The 18,421-nt window shown below is 57.6% G+C and carries 17 protein-coding genes, 1 other RNA gene and 1 pseudogene; 16 read left to right on the top strand and 3 right to left on the bottom strand.

Annotation, left to right across the window (positions count from 1 at the left end; translation table 11 throughout):
* Positions 1-10: 10 nt before the first annotated feature.
* The 4 genes and pseudogenes from ABYV89_RS00095 to ABYV89_RS00080 form a co-directional block, all read left to right on the top strand.
* Positions 11-964 (top strand): annotated as a pseudogene (locus ABYV89_RS00095) (aldehyde ferredoxin oxidoreductase C-terminal domain-containing protein); the annotation flags it as partial.
* Between the two features lie 34 nt (positions 965-998).
* Positions 999-2,606: an aldehyde dehydrogenase (NADP(+)) gene (locus tag ABYV89_RS00090; protein ID WP_432820872.1), complete on the top strand. Its 1,608-nt coding sequence runs from the start codon at positions 999-1,001 to the stop codon at positions 2,604-2,606.
* Between the two features lie 128 nt (positions 2,607-2,734).
* The gene (gene mscL, locus ABYV89_RS00085; protein ID WP_432820871.1) at positions 2,735-3,160 is read left to right on the top strand and encodes a large conductance mechanosensitive channel protein MscL; all 426 of its coding nucleotides are present in this window, start codon (positions 2,735-2,737) and stop codon (positions 3,158-3,160) included.
* Positions 3,161-3,411: 251 nt separating this feature from the next.
* A complete protein-coding gene (locus ABYV89_RS00080) occupies positions 3,412-5,139 on the top strand; it encodes a L,D-transpeptidase family protein (protein ID WP_432820870.1) in 1,728 nt (575 codons plus the stop codon).
* Here the strand turns inward: ABYV89_RS00080 and ABYV89_RS00075 are convergent.
* Positions 5,089-6,264 carry a TraB/GumN family protein gene (locus ABYV89_RS00075; RefSeq protein WP_432820869.1) on the bottom strand — a complete coding sequence of 392 codons (1,176 nt, stop codon included), beginning with the start codon at positions 6,262-6,264 and terminating at the stop codon, positions 5,089-5,091. The genes ABYV89_RS00080 and ABYV89_RS00075 overlap by 51 nt on opposite strands.
* Before the next feature lie 159 nt (positions 6,265-6,423).
* Between ABYV89_RS00075 and ABYV89_RS00070 the strand changes: the two genes are divergently transcribed.
* Positions 6,424-6,630, top strand: coding sequence for a hypothetical protein (locus ABYV89_RS00070; protein ID WP_432820868.1), 207 nt, complete (start codon positions 6,424-6,426; stop codon positions 6,628-6,630).
* A gap of 105 nt (positions 6,631-6,735) precedes the next feature.
* Here ABYV89_RS00070 and ssrS read toward each other — a convergent pair.
* A non-coding RNA gene (ssrS, locus tag ABYV89_RS00065) (6S RNA) lies at positions 6,736-6,915 on the bottom strand.
* A gap of 258 nt (positions 6,916-7,173) precedes the next feature.
* On the opposite strand from ssrS, the gene ABYV89_RS00060 reads away from it, so the two are divergent.
* From ABYV89_RS00060 to ABYV89_RS00015, 10 genes are all read left to right on the top strand, one after another.
* Positions 7,174-8,760, top strand: coding sequence for an ATP-binding protein (locus tag ABYV89_RS00060; protein ID WP_432820867.1), 1,587 nt, complete (start codon positions 7,174-7,176; stop codon positions 8,758-8,760).
* A gap of 292 nt (positions 8,761-9,052) precedes the next feature.
* Positions 9,053-9,391, top strand: coding sequence for a P-II family nitrogen regulator (locus tag ABYV89_RS00055; protein ID WP_432820866.1), 339 nt, complete (start codon positions 9,053-9,055; stop codon positions 9,389-9,391).
* Between the two features lie 31 nt (positions 9,392-9,422).
* Complete coding sequence (amt, locus tag ABYV89_RS00050) at positions 9,423-10,730, top strand: ammonium transporter (protein ID WP_432820865.1); 1,308 nt, start codon at positions 9,423-9,425, stop codon at positions 10,728-10,730.
* Positions 10,731-10,889: 159 nt separating this feature from the next.
* Positions 10,890-11,651: a TorF family putative porin gene (locus tag ABYV89_RS00045; RefSeq protein WP_432820864.1), complete on the top strand. Its 762-nt coding sequence runs from the start codon at positions 10,890-10,892 to the stop codon at positions 11,649-11,651.
* A gap of 96 nt (positions 11,652-11,747) precedes the next feature.
* Positions 11,748-12,539, top strand: coding sequence for a radical SAM protein (locus ABYV89_RS00040; RefSeq protein WP_432820863.1), 792 nt, complete (start codon positions 11,748-11,750; stop codon positions 12,537-12,539).
* An 86-nt stretch (positions 12,540-12,625) separates the two neighbouring features.
* Complete coding sequence (gene cysZ, locus ABYV89_RS00035; RefSeq protein ID WP_432820862.1) at positions 12,626-13,396, top strand: sulfate transporter CysZ; 771 nt, start codon at positions 12,626-12,628, stop codon at positions 13,394-13,396.
* Between the two features lie 28 nt (positions 13,397-13,424).
* Complete coding sequence (locus ABYV89_RS00030; RefSeq protein WP_432820861.1) at positions 13,425-14,201, top strand: inositol monophosphatase family protein; 777 nt, start codon at positions 13,425-13,427, stop codon at positions 14,199-14,201.
* 88 nt (positions 14,202-14,289) lie between these two features.
* Positions 14,290-15,081, top strand: coding sequence for a TIGR00266 family protein (locus ABYV89_RS00025; protein WP_432820860.1), 792 nt, complete (start codon positions 14,290-14,292; stop codon positions 15,079-15,081).
* Between the two features lie 129 nt (positions 15,082-15,210).
* On the top strand, positions 15,211-16,482 hold the full coding sequence (locus tag ABYV89_RS00020; protein WP_432820859.1) for a tetratricopeptide repeat protein: 1,272 nt from the start codon (positions 15,211-15,213) through the stop codon (positions 16,480-16,482).
* 118 nt (positions 16,483-16,600) lie between these two features.
* Positions 16,601-16,819: a hypothetical protein gene (locus tag ABYV89_RS00015; RefSeq protein ID WP_432820858.1), complete on the top strand. Its 219-nt coding sequence runs from the start codon at positions 16,601-16,603 to the stop codon at positions 16,817-16,819.
* Between the two features lie 62 nt (positions 16,820-16,881).
* Here the strand turns inward: ABYV89_RS00015 and ABYV89_RS00010 are convergent, their stop codons facing one another.
* Positions 16,882-17,241 carry a hypothetical protein gene (locus ABYV89_RS00010; protein ID WP_432820857.1) on the bottom strand — a complete coding sequence of 120 codons (360 nt, stop codon included), beginning with the start codon at positions 17,239-17,241 and terminating at the stop codon, positions 16,882-16,884.
* A 170-nt stretch (positions 17,242-17,411) separates the two neighbouring features.
* On the opposite strand from ABYV89_RS00010, the gene ABYV89_RS00005 reads away from it, so the two are divergent.
* Positions 17,412-18,353, top strand: coding sequence for a class 1 fructose-bisphosphatase (locus ABYV89_RS00005; protein ID WP_432820856.1), 942 nt, complete (start codon positions 17,412-17,414; stop codon positions 18,351-18,353).
* Positions 18,354-18,421 lie beyond the last annotated feature (68 nt).

Genomic DNA, 18,421 nt, shown 5'->3' with positions numbered 1-18,421 from the left:
AAATTTTCAGCCCAAGGGAAACGACGGGGTCGAGAACGTCTTTCGCGAAAACGTGATCAAGGATCTCGATGTCGCTTCGGCCGGCTGTTACCGCTGCGGCATCCGCTGCCACAACAACATTTACCGGCGGCAGCCGGACGGCAGCCGGGGCGAGTTCCTGGCCAAGTTCGACTTCGAACCCCTCAACCTGTTCGGCACCAACCTGGGGCTGCACCACGGGGCGATGGCCGGCGAGCTGATTCAGCTGGCCGATAATTTCGGCATGGACGCCATCTCGCTCGGCACCACCATCGCCTATGTGCTCGACTACAATGGCCGTCACCCGGACAAGCCCTTGTTCAACGGCGCTACTTTCGGCCAGTTCGACAAAATCAAGGAACTGGTCCGGTTGACCGGAGCGGGCAAGGCCCCGGAGATCGGCCAGGGCTCCAAGCGGCTTTCCGAAAAGCTTGGCGAAACCGGCTATGCCATCCAGGTCAAGGGGCTGGAACTGCCGGCCTACCTGCCGGAAACCAACCCCGGCTACCCCTGGGCCATCGCCGGCGGGCATATGTCGATGGGCACCTACCTGCTTCTGGTGCGGCAGGGGGAAACCTCTCTGGACTACTGGGTCAACGCCATCACCCAGAGCGGCCTGCTGATTGTCGGCTACGACATGATCGGCCTGTGCAAATTCGTCGGCGTGGGGATCAATCATAGGCTGATCGTCGATTCGGTCAAGGCGGCGACCGGGCTTGTGGTAACCGCCGATGACCTGACTGCCGCCGTGCGCCGGGCTTACCTGCTCGGCCTCGCCCTCGAACGCAAGCAGGGCTACGGCGACGGGGAGTACGCGTTGCCTGCCCAGGTGTTCGACCAGCCCAACCCCAACGTCAAGCTGCCTCCATTTGTGACGGCCGAATTCTTCGCCGAGCTGAAAAAGCGGGTCTGGGCGGTCTTTGAAAAGGAAATGCCCAAGCTGTAGTCGCTGTGATGGTTGATAAATGGAAGGGGATACCATGAGCCTGACCGGCCAGCAGATGATCGGGACGGAACGTACGGATTCACAGGGCAGGGTGTTTTATGCCGTCAACCCGGCGACCGGGGAACGCCTGTCTCCCGCTTTTTGCGAAGGGACCGAGGGCGATGTCGATCGGGCGGCGCAGCTGGCCGAGCGCGATTTCGACGCCTTTCGGGCGACGGATCTTGAACGTCGGGGGGCATTTCTCGAAGCCGTCGCCGACGAACTGATCGCGCTCGGTGACCAGCTTTTGAACCGGGCCGCGGAAGAAACCGGCCTGCCCAAGGCGCGTCTGGAGGGGGAGCGGGGGCGCACGGTCAACCAGCTCAGGCTCTTTGCCCAGCTGGTTCGGGAGGGCTCCTGGCTTGGCGCCCGCATCGATCGCGGCAACCCCGGACGGACGCCGCTGCCCAAGCCCGATGTGCGCATGCTGCACCTGCCGCTGGGGCCGGTGGCGGTCTTCGGCGCCAGCAATTTCCCCCTGGCCTTTTCCGTGGCCGGCGGGGATACCGCCTCGGCGCTGGCGGCCGGCTGCCCGGTGGTGGTCAAGGGCCATCCCGCCCATCCCGGCACCTCGGAGCTGGCCGGCCGCGCCATCGTCGCAGCCATCCGCACGTGCGGCATGCCGGCGGGCAGCTTCTCCCTGGTCCAGGGGAGCGGGCACGAGGTCGGCATTGCCATGGCCCGGCATCCGCTGATCAAAGCGGTGGCCTTCACCGGCTCGTTGGCCGGCGGCCGCGCCCTGTTCGACCAGGCGGCGACAAGGCCCGAACCGATCCCCGTTTTTGCAGAAATGGGGAGCATCAACCCGGTTTTCCTGCTTCCCGGCGCCTTGCGCGAGCGGGGCGGGGAGATCGCCACCGGCTTCGTCGAGGCATTGACCCTCGGTGTCGGTCAATTCTGTACCAATCCCGGCGTTGTTTTTGCCATCCGGTCGGTGGAGTTCGAATCATTCGCCTCCCTGGTCGAGGCCGAGTTGGCGGCCAAGCCGGCCGGTATCATGCTGCATGCCGGTATCCGGCAGAATTTTCACGAGGGCGCGACAAGGCTGGCGGCCGTCAGGGGGGTCGCGCAGAATGGGGAAACCGGTCCCCCAGGCCGCGGCGGGTGTGCTGCGGCGGCGCTGCTGCTGCGGACCGACTGCCCGACCTTTCTCGCCAACCCCACCCTCGAAACGGAAGTCTTCGGGCCGGCCTCGCTTATCGTTGAATGCGACAGTTACGACGACATGCTGGCGGCAGCGCGCCACCTGAAGGGACAGCTTACGGCGACCATCCATGGGGCGGGTGATGATTCGGCCACCATCCCGGCTCTGGCGCGGGTGCTCGAACGCAAGGCCGGACGGCTCATTTTTAACGGCTTTCCCACCGGCGTCGAGGTCTGTCACGCCATGACCCACGGCGGACCCTATCCGGCCACGACCGACAGCCGTTTCAGCTCGGTCGGCACCGCGGCCATCAACCGCTTCCTCCGCCCCGTCAGCTACCAGAACTTTCCCGTCGAACTGCTCCCTGAAACTCTGCGCGATGGCAGTCCCCTTCAGGCCTGGCGGTTGATCGACGGTGTGCTGTGCAGGGGGGAACTCCCTAGACGTGCCCCAGTTTGAGAGATACAGGCTCCTTCGCCCCCGGATACCCCGGGGGCTTTTTGTTGCTTGCGAATTACCGAAAAGAGGTTATCCATTGAAAGGGAGTTACTCATGGACACCTGGTTATTCGGAAATGGAGGTTATTCATGTCATTGATGAAGGAGTTCAAGGAGTTTGCCGTCAAGGGCAATGCCATGGACATGGCGGTCGGCATCATTATCGGCGCCGCTTTCGGCAAGATCGTTTCCTCGCTGGTGAGCGATGTCATCATGCCGCCGATCGGCAAGCTCATGGGCGGGGTCGATTTTACCGGGCTGTTCGTCAATCTGGGGGAGGAGTCGTATGCGACCCTGGCCGCCGCCAAGGAGGCCGGCGCCGCGACCCTCAACTACGGTGCCTTCGTGCAGACTGTCGTCGATTTCATCATCGTTGCCTTCGCCATTTTCATGCTGGTCAAGGGACTTAATTCCATGCGCAAAAAAGAAGAGGCGGCTCCCGCTGCGCCAGTCGCCCCGACTGAAGACGTGCTGCTGCTGCGCGAGATCCGGGATTCCCTGCAGAAGCGCGGCTGATTAAGCGGGCCTGCCGAATGACCATTTCGGCTGGCCCGATAGCAAGGATTGCCGCTCTGGCAAATTCAGGGAGCGACGCAAAAACGCCGGTGGAAGGTGGGCTCGCGGGCTTTTTAACCGCTATCTTCTGCGCTCTAGCGTTTTTGCAGCTGTTTGAGTTGTAACTGGTAATTTTTTCAGGATTGGCTGGCGGCCGGCACGGATTACAGGTATCATTAACGCATTGTCTTCTTTTCCCGAAGGGATGTGCAATGCGTCGTGTCGCTGCTGTTTTTCTGCTGTTGCTTCTGGTCTGCCTTGAGTGGTCTGTTTCGCCCCCCGTTTATTCCGCCTCGCTCGCTACCCAGATCGAAGCCGAGCTGCGCGTCCTGCTCGAACCCGTTCCCCAGCCGGGCCAGTTGCCTCTGGGGCAGGCCCAGGTTCGCCTGCATCCCTCTCTGAGGGATTTCTATTCGGCTCGTGGGTATACTCCGGCCTGGGTCAGCGACCAGGGGGAGGTGCCGTTGGCAGAGACCCTGCTGGATGCCTTGCGCGAGGCTTCAGCCGAGGGCTTGTGCCCCGAGGATTACCATCTTGACCTGCTCGCCTCGCTGCTCAGGCTGGCGGACGATTCCCCCCGGCACGGCCTCCTGTTTGATCCGCACTGGATGGCCCGGCTTGAGCTGCTGCTGACCGACGCGTTTCTCTGGTACGCCTCGGATCATCTGCAGGGGCGTATGGCCTTTATCGGCCTTCGCCAGCAGAGCCGCCGGGAGAAGGACGGGGATCCGGCACAATTGCTTGACCACGCCCTGAAACGGCAGCGGCTCCAGGCCGCACTCAGCGACCTGGTGCCGGCGCATCCGGGGTATCGGCGCCTGATGCAGCAGCTCGAACAGTATCGGCAGCTTGCGGTCATGGGCGGCTGGCCGAAAGTTCCGTCAGGGGCGGTGGTCCGGCCAAAAGAACGGGACAGCCGGGTGCGCCTGCTCAAGGCGCGGTTGCTGATGACTGAACCGGTCGCGGTCTTTTCCGGGGAGGATCCCGATCTTCTGGATGTGCCGGCGGTGCGGGCATTGAGGGCGTTTCAGAAGCGGCATGGACTGGGGGCTGACGGGGTGCTTGGTCCGAGGACGCTGGCCGAACTCAATGTTTCGGTCGAAGAGCGTATCCGCCAGATTGAGCTGAACCTGGAGCGCTGGCGCTGGCTGCCGAAGAATCTGGAAAAACGATACCTGCAGGTCAACATCGCCGACTTCTCCCTCAAGGTGGTTGAAAATGACCAGGTGGTCATGTCGATGCCGGTCGTCGTCGGCAACGAGTATCGGAAAACCCCCGTCTTCTCGGGAGAGATGACCTACCTGGAGTTCGCGCCCTTCTGGTATGTGCCGCCGACCATCCTGCGCGAAGACAAGCTGCCGATCATCAAGAGGAATCCGGGTTGGTTGAAAAAAAACCACTATGAAATCGTCTCCTGGCGCGGCACGCAGGAGGTGGTTGATCCGGCCCGCATCGATTGGAAAAAAGTGAACGTGGGCAATTTCCCCGGGGCGCTGCGAATGAAGCCGGGCCCATGGAATCCGCTCGGGCAGGTCAAGTTCATGTTTCCGAACCGTTTTTCGATCTACCTGCACGACACCTCGGAGAGGCACCTGTTTCAGCGGCGGGTACGGTTGTTCAGCTCAGGCTGCATTCGCATCGAACGTCCGCTCGACCTGGCCCAGTACCTGCTTGAACCCCAGGGGGTGAGTTGCGCCGAGTTGCTCGATGCGGTGCAGCGGGATGCCCCGCTGCGGATGACCTTGAAACGTTCGATGCCGGTGCAGCTTTTGTACTGGACGGCTTGGGTCGAACCGGATGGCATGGTGAATTTCCGCCGGGATTTCTATCTGCGGGACCTGGACATGGAAACGGCTCTGGAGGACTGGCGTTACGGGGGAGGGATAAATTCAGAACAGATCCTTGAGCCAGCTGAAAGCGACCAGGGTGCCGACCGCTGAACCGAGGGAGGAGAAGAGAAAGACCAGCAGGACGCGGGTCATGCGGTTGCCCCACCAGCCGCGCAGGGTGGCCAGGTCGTCGCCGACCCGTTCCATGTCGCGGACCGTAGGTGCGGCGACGAAAGCTTGGACCACCCCGGTGACAAAGCCGGCCCCGATGGTGGGGTTGAGCGAGGTGATGGGGGCGCCGATGAAGGCGGCCAGGATGGTAAGGGGATGCCCGAAGGCGATCAGGGTGCCGAGAGCGGCCAGCAGGCCGTTGGCCAGAATCCAGGCCATGGCAGCGTCGGCAATCCGCTGCTGGTCGCCGAAGAAGAAGCCGATGACGAAAAGCAGAATGACCACCGCCGGGATGATCCAGGGAACGAGTTTCGAGACGGTCGATTTCTCGGGTATTCTGGATATTTCATCGATGATCGCTGCCGGAGTTTCTTCGCCGAGCCGTTTCATGATGCCGGGCAGGTGAGCGGCTCCGACCACGGCGACAATTTTGTCCCCTGCGGTGTTGCGGATGTGGTGCGCCATGTAAATATCCCGCTCGTCGACCAGGATGGTCTTGACGGACGGCAAAATCGTCCCCATTTCTTCAAGCATGGCTGAAAGGGTGTCGCTCTGACGCAGTCGGGCCAGCTCTTTTTCGTCGATCTGGTTGCTTTCGAACATGCTGGCCAGCAGCGTGGCAATCAGATTCATTTTTTTCCACAACCCGGTTTTTCTCCAGGCCCGCAGCAGGGTGGTCCGGATGTTGCGGTCAACCAGGTGGACGAGGATATTGCTCGCTTCGGCCGCTTCTGCGGCGGCGGCCAGTTCCGCGCCCGGTTTGACGCCGGTCTGCAGTCCCATCCTTTTCTGAAACGACGCCAGCGCCAGGTTGGCCATCAGGAAGGGCGCCTGCCCTTTTTTAATCACCTGAATGATGTTGAGCGATTCCCACTGGGTCTGGTTCTTGAGGGCCTGATATCTCTGCTCGTCGAGTTCGACGCAGACCGCATCGGGCGTTTCTTCGGCGATAACTCGACGGACGGTGTCAACCGAGTCCTGAGAGATGTGCGCTGTGCCGACCAGAATGATTTCTTTTCCCGGGAGGTTGATGCGCTGGATATCGGAGGGAGACAGGTTGTTCATCTATGCCTTCTTTCTTAATGATTTCAACATTAAATATTAGCACAGTCGGGTGGGAAAAGAGAGGTTTTTCTGGCGGCCGGCCCATTCTTGCGCCTGCGCAGCCATCGGTGCCTTCATTTTGTGATAGAATGATACAAATGATGAAGAATGGAGGACCTTATGAAACAAAAGGACTATATCGATGCCTGTCAGAGGACGGAGCATAAGGACATGCCGGCCAGGTTACGCAACCTCAAGACCGGCGAAATCGGAACCGTAATCCAATGCCTGCTTGGTGAGACGCCCAAGGCTTTTCTGGTGAAGGTCGGTCAGGATGTGACTACCTGGTCGCCCGGCGAGGTCGAAGAGGTTGAGACCGAGCATTGAAGTTGCTGGCAGTCTTTAGTAAAAAGAGCCGAGGCGGTTTTCCCGCTTCGGCTCTTACTGCTTGAAAAAGAAAAGCGCCACAGAATCTGTGGGCGCTTTTTTTGAAAACTCTCCACGCCTGCCGTGGGACATTGGGCCTCCAGCGAGTCCCAAAAAGGTGGAACCTCTTGTAAGCATATCAGGCGTCCCATTCAATGATGGGCTGGCACACAACGCTCCTGAAAAGATCCCTGTTGAAAAGTATTCCGCTCGGGCGTTCTGACCACACTTGCAGGGTAGAGAGTGTTTCAAAGTGAGTTCAGTATAGCCATACCCTTGTTCCTCTTACAAGCAAAAAATGCCCAATTCCAAAGGTAAAAAATACCAGAAATCTGCTTGGAGCCTGCTTAAAAGTTAAGCTTGCAGACTTAAAAGATGGGCAGGATTCCGTTCTTTATGTTCGCGCGAATCTGATGTCCCGCGTTATTGCTGCTGTTTGCAGCATGGCACGGGTTGTGCCTTGTGGTTATGCGGGGGAATTTGCAGCAGAGGAAGGGGTAAAGAATGACGGCCGGATTTGGCGGACAGCAAGGAAAACTGCTTCAGGCCCTGATTGACATCGGCCAGGAACTTTCTTCGACCATCGAACTGGAGGAGTTGTTGAGTCGGATTCTGCGCATTTCGCGGGAAGTATTCCGGTTTGAGAACGCCATTATTCGACTGCTTGACGAGGACCGCCAGGTGCTGACGGCGGTCGCTTCGTATGGCTACGAAGAGGATGCGGTTCGCCGCGACATCGATGTCGGACGGGGGGTGATGGGGCGGGTGGTTCTTACGGGAGCTCCTATCCTGATTGCCGACCTGACCGAGATGTCGGATTATGTTCCCGGTATTCATGATGCCCGCAGCGAGCTGGCGGTACCCCTGGTGGCCCGGGAGAAGATCATCGGCGTTTTCAACGTCGAAAGCCCCCTGCCCAACGCATTTTCAGAGAGCGATGTCGCTCCGCTCATGACCATGGCCTGCCAGGCGGCCATTGCCATCGAAAACGCCCGTCTTTATAAGAATCTCAGCTCCATGTCGAGCCGCTATCGGGAGCTGCATCAACTCAACGACCGTATTTTCAAAAGTGCCAACCTGGGCATTTATACCATCGATGCAAAGATGCGGATCTCTTCGTGGAATCCCGCCATGGAAGACATGAGCGGGGTGGCCGAAAGCGCCGCCATCGGAAAAGATCTTTTCGAGCTTTTCCCGCAGCTTGTTGGCGAGGGGTTCCGGGACTCGGTGCTGCGCGTGATGGACAAGGGGGGCGCCGAAAAAATTCGTCTCGAGCACCGCAATTTCAAGGGGGAGCTGCGTTTTCAGAAACGCCGCCTGGCACCTCTCAGGGATGGCGGCCGGATGTCCGGCGTCGTGGTGATTGTCGAGGATATTACTGAATTCAGGCGTTTGATGGACCAGACGGTGCAGTCGGAAAAGCTGGCTGAAGTCGGTCGGCTTTCGGCGGGAATTGCCCATGAAATAAACAACCCCCTTTCCGTTATCGCCTATGCGGCCCAACTCCTTTTACGCGAAGAGGACATCCCGGCCTTTCAGAAGGAAATCGTCGAACGGATTGACGGTGAAGTCGATCGTCTCAAGGCCCTGACCGGCAGCCTGCTGACCTTTTCCCGCGCCCAGGAAACCAAGAAGCGGGCGATCGACCTGAACGAAGTGCTTCGCGACGTGTTGCGCCTGGTGCGTTACGAGCTTTCCCGGCATTCGGTCCAGCTGGTGGAGGATTATGGGGCTCTGCCCCTGGTCTGGGCCGATGCGAACAAGATCAAGCAGGTGTTCATCAACCTGGTCATGAATGCGTCCCACGTCATGCCCAAGGGGGGAACCCTGACTGTCAGGACCCAGACGATCAACGGTGCCGAAGTTGAAGCCCTGGTGGCCGATACCGGCAGCGGAATCCCCGCAGCCATCCGGGAGCAGATTTTCGAACCTTTTTTTTCAACCAAGAAAGAAGGGGAGGGGACCGGTCTGGGGCTCTATATCTGTCGCAATATCATCAGTGAACACGAAGGCCGGATCTCGGTTGAGTCCGCCGAAGGGCAGGGCACGGTATTTCGGATCGTGCTGCCCCTGGCAGACATGATGACTTAATGGACAGCAAGCCATTCATGTGATTTTTTTTTGTGCACTGGCAGGTGGTGTGCCTGTGTAAGTCACCGAAAATACAGGAAATATGTTTTTGGCACGCCCCGTGCTAATTCATTAGACAAGAGCCAAACGGTTTCGGGTGCCAGGATTAACCCGATTCCTAAGCATATTAAGAACTGCTTCGAAACAACGGCGTTTCCGGCGAGTTCTAGAGTTGGGCAAAGGCGCCCCTTCTTCCCTTGCGGAAGGACGGGCGCCTTATTGTTTTTTTATCTCTGGAAAGGAGTCAGTACGCATGAAAAAAATCGAATGCATCATCAAGCCGTTCAAGCTTGACGACGTCAAGAGCGTTCTCACGGACATGGGGATTGCCGGTATGACGGTCAGCGAGGTTCGGGGGTTCGGTCGCCAGAAAGGGCACACCGAGCTTTATCGCGGCGCTGAGTACCAGATCGATTTCATTCCCAAGGTGAAGATCGAACTGGTTGTCTCGGACGAGCAGGTTGCGGATATCGTTACCGCGGTCCAGAAGGAAGCTTGTACCGGCCGCATCGGGGACGGCAAGATATTTGTCAGCCCGGTGGATCAGTCGGTTCGTATCCGCACCGGTGAATCCGGTCCCGATTCCCTTTAAACCTACCCAAAGACTTTCAGGAGGTATGAACATGAAAAGGATTGTTTCCCTCATTGCGGTCGGGCTGCTCGCTCTTCCCTCACTGGCCCTGGCCGACGATGCACCGTTGTCCGAATTTGCATATATTCTCAACACCTTTTCCTTTCTCGTTGGAGGGATGTTGGTTTTCTGGATGGCCGCCGGATTTGCCATGCTGGAATCCGGTCTGGTCCGCTCGAAGAACGTGGCCACCATTTGTCTGAAAAACATCTCCCTGTTTGGCATCGCCGGAATCCTCTTTTACCTGATGGGTTACAACCTGATGTATGCCGGAGTGGATGGCGGGTTTATCGGCAGCTTCGGTATCTGGGGTGCCGATGACGCAGCGGCCCTGGCCGGTGATTATTCGGCTGGTTATGCGGCCGGCTCGGACTGGTTTTTTCAGATGGTCTTCTGCGGCGCCGCCTGTTCGGTCGTTTCCGGTTGTGTGGCTGAACGCATCAAGCTTTGGTCCTTCCTGGCCTTCTGTGTGTTCCTTACCGGTATCATTTATCCCATTCAGGGCTCCTGGGTCTGGGGCGGTGGTTGGCTGAGCGAGATGGGTTTTTCCGACTACGCTGGTTCGACGTTGGTCCATTCGGTTGGCGGCTGGGCAGCACTTACCGGTGCCATCATTCTCGGTGCCCGTAAAGGCAAATACGGCAAAGGCGGCAAGATCAATCCGATTCCCGGTTCTAACATCCCCCTGGCGACCCTCGGGACCTTTATCCTCTGGATTGGTTGGCTTGGTTTTAACGGTGCCAGCGCACTGTCTCTCGGCAGTGCTGGAGCGGCCATCGAGCAATCCAATGTTTACATCAACACCATGCTCGCTCCCTGCGGCGGCATGATTGCCGCGATGATCATGGTCCAAGTTCTCTACAAAAAGGTTGATGTGACCATGGCCTTGAACGGCGCCCTCGCCGGTCTGGTCAGCATTACCGCAGGTCCCGCTGCTCCTTCACCGGGCGCGGCCATCCTGATCGGTGCCGTCGGCGGCGTATTGGTGGTTCTTGCAGTACCGTTTTTCGATAAACTTAAGATCGACGACGTGGTTGGCGCCCTTTCCGTCCACCTGGTATGCGGTATCTGGGGCACCTTGGTCGTTCCCGTTACCAATGACGAGACCAGCTTCATGACCCAGTTGATCGGCGTCGCTGCCATCGGTGCTTTCGTGGTAGTCACCAGCACCATTGTCTGGCTGATCGTCAAGTTCACCATCGGCCTGCGGGTTTCCGAAGAAGAAGAATACAAAGGCTGTGATGTGACCGAAATCGGGATGGAAGCCTATCCCTACTTCCAGGGGCGCAACATTTCCTGACCATTGTTTTCCCTCCCTGCTTCCGAATGGCGGCAGGGGGGGATTGCAGATTGCCAAACGATTGCTGTAAGATTCTTTTAATTCAAGATTCTAACCCGGATGGTTCCAAGGGGGGTCATCTGGATTTTCCCTCAGCTAAAATACAAAGGAGAAGATGAGATGAAGAAGTTGCTGATTGTTCTGCTGACGGCGGCTATGGTCTCCGTGGTTTCCGCCCCCGCAGCCATAGCTGCAATTGAAGTCGAAGGCGACGCTTATGTCGGGTTCTTTGACAAGTACCTCTGGAGAGGCTTCGACCTGAGCGGCAGCGTCGGTGTTGTGCAGGGTGGAGTGGATCTGAGCCACAAGGGCTTCACTCTGAGCTACTGGACCAACATCCAGGCCGATGATGACAAATCTGATGGGTTCAAGTCGGGCGAAGCGACTGAAACCGATATCGTGCTTGACTACTCCTTTGCTCTTGGCGAGAAGGTTTCGATGAGCGTTGGTAACATCTACTACCACCTCGATGGTCTTGCCGACACCAATGAAGCTTATGTTGGTGTTACTCTCAACACCATTCTCGAGCCGACTCTGACCGCGTACTACGACTGGGATGAGTGCACCGAGGACGGCCTGTTCTTCACGGCAGCGGTTGGCCACAGCTTTGACCTTGCCGAGGGCCTTTCCCTCAGCCTGGGCGGTCTGATCAGCTACAACCAGGAAAGTGACTACGCTGTCGGGTATTACGACTCCAACGACGACTGGCAGGATTACAGCGACTGGCATAACTACGAACTGAGCGTCGGAGTTGATTATGCCATCAACGACAACTTCACCGTCAGCCCCTCCTTCATGTACTCCGCGCCGATCAGCACCGAAGCCAAGTGGGCAATCGACAGCGAAACCGTAGGCGGCGTGACCGTAACCTTCGCTTTCTAAACAACGTCCTGAATGTCGATAGTTTTTGCCTCCTGTCGACACATTGCCGCCACCTGTTTATAATGGGTGGCGGCATTTTTTATTTACAGGGGTTGCATGAGCCAGGCGACGGAAAATACCAGATTTCTCGTGCCGCTTGCTGACGGACTTTCCGTCGAGGCGGTCTATTACGGCAGTGGCACCCTCTGCATCTCCAGCCAGGCCGGCTGTGCCGTCGGTTGCCCCTTTTGCGCCTCCGGATCTCGCGGTCTGCTGCGCAACCTGAGTGCTGCCGAAATGTGGCAGCAGGTTGAGTATGCCTGGTCTTCCGGGTATCAGCCGTTGCGGGTCACCATTTCGGGTATCGGTGAACCGCTGCATAATTTCCCACCCATGCTGGCCTTCATGGGGCGCTGCCGGGATGTTAAGCTTCCTGTTTCACTGACAACGACCGGCGGCCCCCTTGCCCGTTTCAGGGAGGCCCTGCAATGGCCTCACAATGGCCTGATGCTGTCCCTGCATGCCGGCACCTCGGCCACCCACCGGGAGCTGATACCCCATGCTCCGCCCTTGGACGGTCTGCTTGAGGTTCTGGAACAGGCCTTGGCGACCCTGTCCCGGCGCCGCCGGCGAAAGGTGGGGATCAACTACCTGCTGCTGCAGGGGGTCAACGATGAGCGAGCCGAGTTACTCCCCCTGATCCCCCTGTTCCATCGCTTCCCGGAGCTCACCCTGCATCTGTTGACCTGCAACCCGGTGGCGGATTCAGTCTATGTCAGCCCCCCCGCTGAAAAAATCGACGAACTGCACGCATGGCTTGCTGGCCAGGGCGTTCATGCCCGGCGGCCGAACCCCTGGCGGACCCAGCAGTTCGGGGGCTGTGGGACGCTCTTTGTCCGCAGCCTCTGAAGACTTAGTACATTGGAATTGTTTCAGCCTTATGCTAGGATAATCGCGCCCATCAGGGTCATTTATTCTATCAGGAGTCTGGCAGCATGAATTTTTCGCAAACGGTCAAACCCGTCAGTAACTTCTCACGGGGTTTTTTCTCTCTCTTCAGCAGTGCCCGTTTCCTCATGCAGCACCCCGGGCTGTTGAGATTTGTCCTCATCCCGTTCCTGATCAACCTGTTCGTCTTCTCCGGTTCGATTTATCTCGGCCTCGATTTCTTCAATGACAGTGTCGTTCACCTGATCCCGCAGGGGGAGGCCTGGTACTGGGCCGTGATCTATTATTTCCTCTGGATCCTGGCCGTTGCGGTGACTGCGGTAATGGTCTTTTTTTCCTTCACCGTGGTCGGCAACCTGATTTCATCCCCCTTCAACGATCTGCTTTCCGAAAAAACCGAACGGCTGCTCACCGGGGCCGGGGATGATACCCCCTTTTCGCTCAAGGGTTTTTGGCAGGACGCCCTGCGAACGCTCTTTGTCGAAGTGAAGAAAATTTCCGTTTTTGTGTTTTTGATGCTTTTCCTGCTGCTGCTCAACCTGATTCCGGGAGTCGGCAGCATCGCCTATTCGGTACTGGCGGTTATGCTGACCCTGTTTTTCCTGGTGGTGGAATACATGGGGTTTGTCTTTTCGCGCAAACGCATGAATTTCGGCGAGCAGCGCCGGTACATCTTTTCCCGTAAGACGACCATGCTCGGCTTCGGCATGGGGGTGCTGGCCCTGCTGGCAATTCCCTTTCTGCAATTCGTCTGTATTCCGCTCGCCGTCGTCAGCGCAACCCGGTTGTGGTGTGATGAACTGGAGGGGGATGAATGATCACGATCTCTGGGCTGCGGGTGCTTTTATGAAAGAAATAGCTGTTCAGGCGGCACTCAAGGGCGGCCAGGTGTTGATGCAGAAGTTCGGCCGGGTTCTCTCTATTGCCCGCAAGGGAGCGGTCGACCTGGTGACCGATGCCGACAGGGAGGCGGAAGCGGCCATCGTCAGCGTGCTGCGGGGGACCTTCCCGCGTCACGACATCCTCGCCGAAGAGGCCGATTACGGTTGCAGAGGTTCGAACTACCGCTGGATCGTGGATCCCCTCGACGGAACCACCAATTACGCCCACGGCTTTCCCTGGTTTGCCGTATCGATCGCTCTCGAAGTTGAAGGCGAGGTCTGCCTCGGGGTAATCTACAATCCTTTCCACGGTGAGATGTTCGTCGCCGAAAAGGGGCGGGGCGCCTTTCTTAACGACATCCAGGTCTTCGTTTCAACAACTGGAAAATTGTCCGATTCTCTATTGGCGACCGGGTTCCCCTATGACCGCAAGGAAAGCCCGGTGAACAACTACGACCATTTCGTCAATTTTCAGCAGGCGGCCCAGGCCTGCCGCCGGGCCGGTGCCGCCAGCCTCGATCTGGCCTACACGGCCGCGGGCCGATTCGACGGCTACTGGGAGATGAAACTCAAACCCTGGGATGTGGCTGCCGGCAAGCTGCTGGTCGAAGAGGCCGGCGGCAGCATCAGTGACTTTGACGGTCAGCCCTTCGATATCTATGGCCGGGAATGCCTGGCCAGTAACGGACTTATTCATGAGCCGATGCAGGACGTTCTGAAGCAGGGGCGCTGGCCCCGTTAGTGTTCCGTGCGGCTAGTTTGTCGCACAAGTTACCGAAATTTGAAGGAATGAATTAGCCGCACGGGAGACTAACCACCAAGGAGCGATGATGACCTGTCACGAAGTGGATTATGAAATTGTCGGCGATGACATGCAGATGGTCAAGGTCGAGCTTGATCCGGGCGAAACGGTGATCGCCGAAGCCGGCGCCATGAATTACATGGAAGACGGCATCGTTTTCGAAACCCGCATGGGCGACGGCTCGGCCGGCGACCAGGGCCTGATGGGCAAGCTGCTCAGTGCCGGCAAGCGGGCCATCACCGGGGAATCCCTGTTCATGACCCATTTCAGCAACAGCAACGGCGGTGGCAAGCGCCATGTCGCCTTTGCCGCCCCCTATCCGGGCAAGATCATTCCCATGCACCTGGGGCGGATGAAAGGGGAGATCCTCTGCCAGAAGGATGCGTTTTTGTGTGCCGCCCTCGGGACCAAGGTGGGGATCGCTTTTCAACGCAAGCTCGGGGTCGGTTTTTTCGGCGGCGAAGGATTCATCCTTCAGCGCCTGCAGGGGGACGGCATGATTTTCATCCATGCCAGCGGAACTATCGTCGAACGCGAGCTCAAGGGAGAAACCCTGCGGGTCGATACCGGCTGCCTGGTCGCGTTTGAACCGACTGTCAACTACAGCATCGAGCGGGCCGGCAATCTCAAGAGCATGTTTTTCGGCGGCGAAGGGCTGTTCCTGGCCACCTTGAGCGGTCATGGCCGGATCTGGATGCAGAGCCTTCCCTTTTCCCGCCTGGCCGATCGCATCCTGGCCCATGCCCCGTCCGCTGGCGGAAGCAGTCGTGGCGAAGGGTCGGTTCTGGGCGGGATTGGTCGTCTGCTGGACGGTGATTGACCGGTTTAAGCCTTATAATTCAAAAGCCGTCCGGGCAAAATGCCGGACGGCTTTTTTCATGGGGGCTTGTTTTGGTTGCCCGGGCTGTGCTAGCGTCACTCTATGTCTTATTCTTCTTTCGGACGAATTATGATCCTGCGGGGTGTCTCCTTTTTCCCGGTCCTTTTTTTTCTTCTGGCCGCGGTTATCCTGTTGCCGGCCCCCTTGGCGTTCTCCGTTTCACCGGCAGACCTCAATGCCGAGGCGGTGCAGCATCTGGCCGACGGGGTTCCGCAAAAAGCCCTGCCCAAGCTGATCGAAGCCACCCGCGCGCTTCCCTATGAACCGGTCATCCGCCGCAATCTCGCAGAATGCTACCTGCAGCTGGGCCTCGAAATGCTGGGGACCCGAAACTACGAGCGGGCTGTCGAGTTTTTCCGCCAGGGTAAGGAACACGCCGCCGAAGACCCTCGTTTCTGGGTTTACAGTGGGGTGGCCCAGATGAAAGCAGGTGATGCCGGGGGGGCGGAAGCCGAATTCAATGAAGCGCTGGCCCTGTCCGACAATGATCCGCATATTCTCTTTTTGCTCGGTGAGTTGTACTATTCCACCGGGGAGCTTTACCGTGCCCGGCAGGTGCTTGAGGAGGCATCCGCCCGCCGGCCCGAGGATGCCCGGATTGCAGACCTTTTGCAGCGGGTGAACCGCGAGCTGCCCGTTGAAGAGCGCATGGCCAGTACGCAGGGAGGGAATTTTTCCGTTGCCTGCGACGGTGATCTCAATGAAAACCTCGGCGACGAGATCCTCGATGTTCTCGAGGATGCCTACAATGAACTCGGCTCCGCCTTCGGTTACTATCCGTCGGTGCAGGTTCCCGTACTGGTTTATTCCCGGGAGGTCTACGACAGGTTGACTAGCGCTCCGGCATGGTCAGGGGGTGTTTATGACGGTAAAATCAGGATTCCGGTTGGCGGCATCACGCATCTGCCGCCCCATCTCAAGGCCCTGCTGTACCACGAATACAGTCATGTCCTGGTCCATTTCATGGCCCGTGGACGGATTCCCCTGTGGTTGAACGAAGGATTGGCCGAAGTTGCCGGCCGGCGTTTCTTTACTCCCCCTGTGGCGGAGATGCCGCAGCCATTTATTGAATGGTCCCGCCTGGAACAGACTTTCGAAGGGCTGGACGAAGACCTCATTCGAAGCGCCTATTATCAGAGTTATTTGATGGTCGCCTACCTGATCGATCGTTACGGCAGGCATACCCTTAATGACCTGGTTGTCGAGGCGGCCCGGACCGGTGACATTGACCTGGCGGTAAAGGGTGTTTACGGCCAGTTCCAGGTCGATTACCAAGTGCTGCAAGCCGAGTGGCATGCGCAGGCGGTTGACCTTCATGGCCTGCTGCAAATCATTCCATGACGGACAGTCTTCAGGAGCTATGCTATAATGCGAGTCTAGAAAGGTTGCATCAGCTCGCTAAAACCCCTTCGACAAAGGGTCGAATGGGCAGGCGGGCCCCCTGGTGGAAGGAGGTATCATGACCGAGGTGAACAGAGATGAAAAAATGTTTACCACTCAACCCGATTTCGACAGAAACCTTGAACGATTGGATGAAGATCTTAAGATCATGGACCGGCATGCAGCCGAACTTGCCGAGGCTGAAACCGGAATACGCGAATCAATGCGTAAGTGGGACCGGGAATACAAGGATGAGCGCCTGCACAGCGTACCCCGGCCGAGAAAACATATGAGATAAGATGCCAATCAAAAAAGGCCCCGAATCACGGGGCCTTTTTTGGGTTGTTAACTCGCTGCCGATTATTGCCTGGTTGGCTCCGACTTGTCGGAAGCATCTGTCGGCGGTTCTTTTTTGAGAAGTTCAATTTCCTCGTTCAATTTGGCTGCACTCTGATTCAGGCTGTCAAGGTTTTGCAGCACCGCCTTGACTCCAACGTTTTCAAAGATGTCGGCAATCCCTGAATTCCGGCACTCGTCAATCAATTTACCCAGATCGCTGTGAGCGTTCGATATTTTTTTGTGCAGGGAGGCCAGGTCCATTTTTTTCTGGGCCTGCCGGGTATAGCGGCTCGCCTGGTTAGTGACGTTATGGAAAGTTTTCAGGGTGGTATCCCACAGATTCTCGGTTTTTTCTTCGTGATGTTTTTGCTCCTCTTGCATTTGATCCTCCTTCTCTGAGAGCTTCTTCTTAGAAGCCTATCATTGCAGGGGGGGAAGTCAAGTTAGCCCGACTTGGAGGACTTTGTCCTTGCCGGGTTCGTTGTTTTGATTTAATATGCCGGAGTTTAAACGATTTCTATGCGGACTATACTAACAACAAGGAGTAGCTGATGTCTGAACCGGGCAAGACCAAGTTCCAGGTAGACTTACGCCGGCACTTGCGGGAGACCGACGAAAATCGCGATCTGACCCGTCTGATCTGTGAAATCGCCGACGCGTCCAAGTATATCGTTCATTCGATCCGGACCGGGGACCTGGGCGTGGCCGGTACCTCCAACCTGTATGGAGAAGAACAACTGGCTCTAGACGTTCTGTCGGACAGGATTCTGCAGAAAAGACTTTCTCACTCCGGCGTGGTAGCCAATATCGTTTCGGAGGAGCGTCCCGATATTATTACCGTTTCCACCGAGAGTGCAGGAAAGTATTCGGTGGCGTTTGATCCCCTCGACGGGTCGTCGCTGGTCGACGTCAATCTGGCAGTCGGAACGATTGTGTCGATTTATGAGGGGGGCGATGTGTTTCAGCCTGGCCGCAACCAGGTGGCTGCCATGTATATCCTCTATGGTCCGCGCAGCACCCTCGTCTATTCCACGGGCAATGGTGTGCATGAATTTGCCATGAATGCCCTGAGTGAATACACCCTGATACGTGAGAACGTTACCATGGCGAACGCCGGAGGGATCTACTCACCCGGCGGCCAGCGCAATCTCTATAGTGCTGGTACTGAAAGTTTCGTTCAGGACCTCGAAGCTCGCGGTTCCAAGCTGCGTTACAGCGGTGGGTTTGTGCCGGATATCAACCAGGTGCTGATGAAGGGCAAGGGAATTTTCATGTACCCGCATCTGAAAAATGCTCCGAACGGCAAGCTGCGCTTGTTGTTTGAGCTCAACCCGATGGCTTTTTTGATCGAGCAGGCCGGCGGTGCGGCTTCAACCGGCAGGGAACGTATCCTTGACCTGAAGCCGAAGAGTATTGACGATAGGGCGCCAGTCTTTATCGGGGCGAAAGACGACGTGGCCCGGGCCGAGGAATTTATCGCAAAACAAGGATGAATTCTTCAATTGTTTCAAAAAAAAAGCCCCCGGCAGTGTATCTGCCGGGGGCTTTTTTTATAGCTGAG

The organism is Trichloromonas sp., from assembly GCF_041583255.1.
Classification (GTDB): Bacteria; Desulfobacterota; Desulfuromonadia; order Desulfuromonadales; family Trichloromonadaceae; genus Trichloromonas.
The sequence above is the reverse complement of the archived record's forward strand: the minus strand, read 5'-3'. Positions and strand labels throughout refer to the sequence as shown.

Coding starts and splice junctions, on each gene's coding strand:
- ABYV89_RS00005 (WP_432820856.1), top strand. CDS start 17,412: ATGTCTGAACCGGGCAAGACCAAGTTCCAGGTAGACTTACGCCGGCAC.
- ABYV89_RS00070 (WP_432820868.1), top strand. CDS start 6,424: ATGAAACAAAAGGACTATATCGATGCCTGTCAGAGGACGGAGCATAAG.
- ABYV89_RS00055 (WP_432820866.1), top strand. CDS start 9,053: ATGAAAAAAATCGAATGCATCATCAAGCCGTTCAAGCTTGACGACGTC.
- ABYV89_RS00015 (WP_432820858.1), top strand. CDS start 16,601: ATGACCGAGGTGAACAGAGATGAAAAAATGTTTACCACTCAACCCGAT.
- ABYV89_RS00060 (WP_432820867.1), top strand. CDS start 7,174: ATGACGGCCGGATTTGGCGGACAGCAAGGAAAACTGCTTCAGGCCCTG.
- ABYV89_RS00030 (WP_432820861.1), top strand. CDS start 13,425: ATGAAAGAAATAGCTGTTCAGGCGGCACTCAAGGGCGGCCAGGTGTTG.
- cysZ (WP_432820862.1), top strand. CDS start 12,626: ATGAATTTTTCGCAAACGGTCAAACCCGTCAGTAACTTCTCACGGGGT.
- ABYV89_RS00020 (WP_432820859.1), top strand. CDS start 15,211: ATGATCCTGCGGGGTGTCTCCTTTTTCCCGGTCCTTTTTTTTCTTCTG.
- amt (WP_432820865.1), top strand. CDS start 9,423: ATGAAAAGGATTGTTTCCCTCATTGCGGTCGGGCTGCTCGCTCTTCCC.
- ABYV89_RS00080 (WP_432820870.1), top strand. CDS start 3,412: ATGCGTCGTGTCGCTGCTGTTTTTCTGCTGTTGCTTCTGGTCTGCCTT.
- ABYV89_RS00040 (WP_432820863.1), top strand. CDS start 11,748: ATGAGCCAGGCGACGGAAAATACCAGATTTCTCGTGCCGCTTGCTGAC.
- ABYV89_RS00090 (WP_432820872.1), top strand. CDS start 999: ATGAGCCTGACCGGCCAGCAGATGATCGGGACGGAACGTACGGATTCA.
- ABYV89_RS00010 (WP_432820857.1), bottom strand. CDS start 17,241: ATGCAAGAGGAGCAAAAACATCACGAAGAAAAAACCGAGAATCTGTGG.
- ABYV89_RS00025 (WP_432820860.1), top strand. CDS start 14,290: ATGACCTGTCACGAAGTGGATTATGAAATTGTCGGCGATGACATGCAG.
- ABYV89_RS00045 (WP_432820864.1), top strand. CDS start 10,890: ATGAAGAAGTTGCTGATTGTTCTGCTGACGGCGGCTATGGTCTCCGTG.
- ABYV89_RS00075 (WP_432820869.1), bottom strand. CDS start 6,264: ATGAACAACCTGTCTCCCTCCGATATCCAGCGCATCAACCTCCCGGGA.
- mscL (WP_432820871.1), top strand. CDS start 2,735: ATGTCATTGATGAAGGAGTTCAAGGAGTTTGCCGTCAAGGGCAATGCC.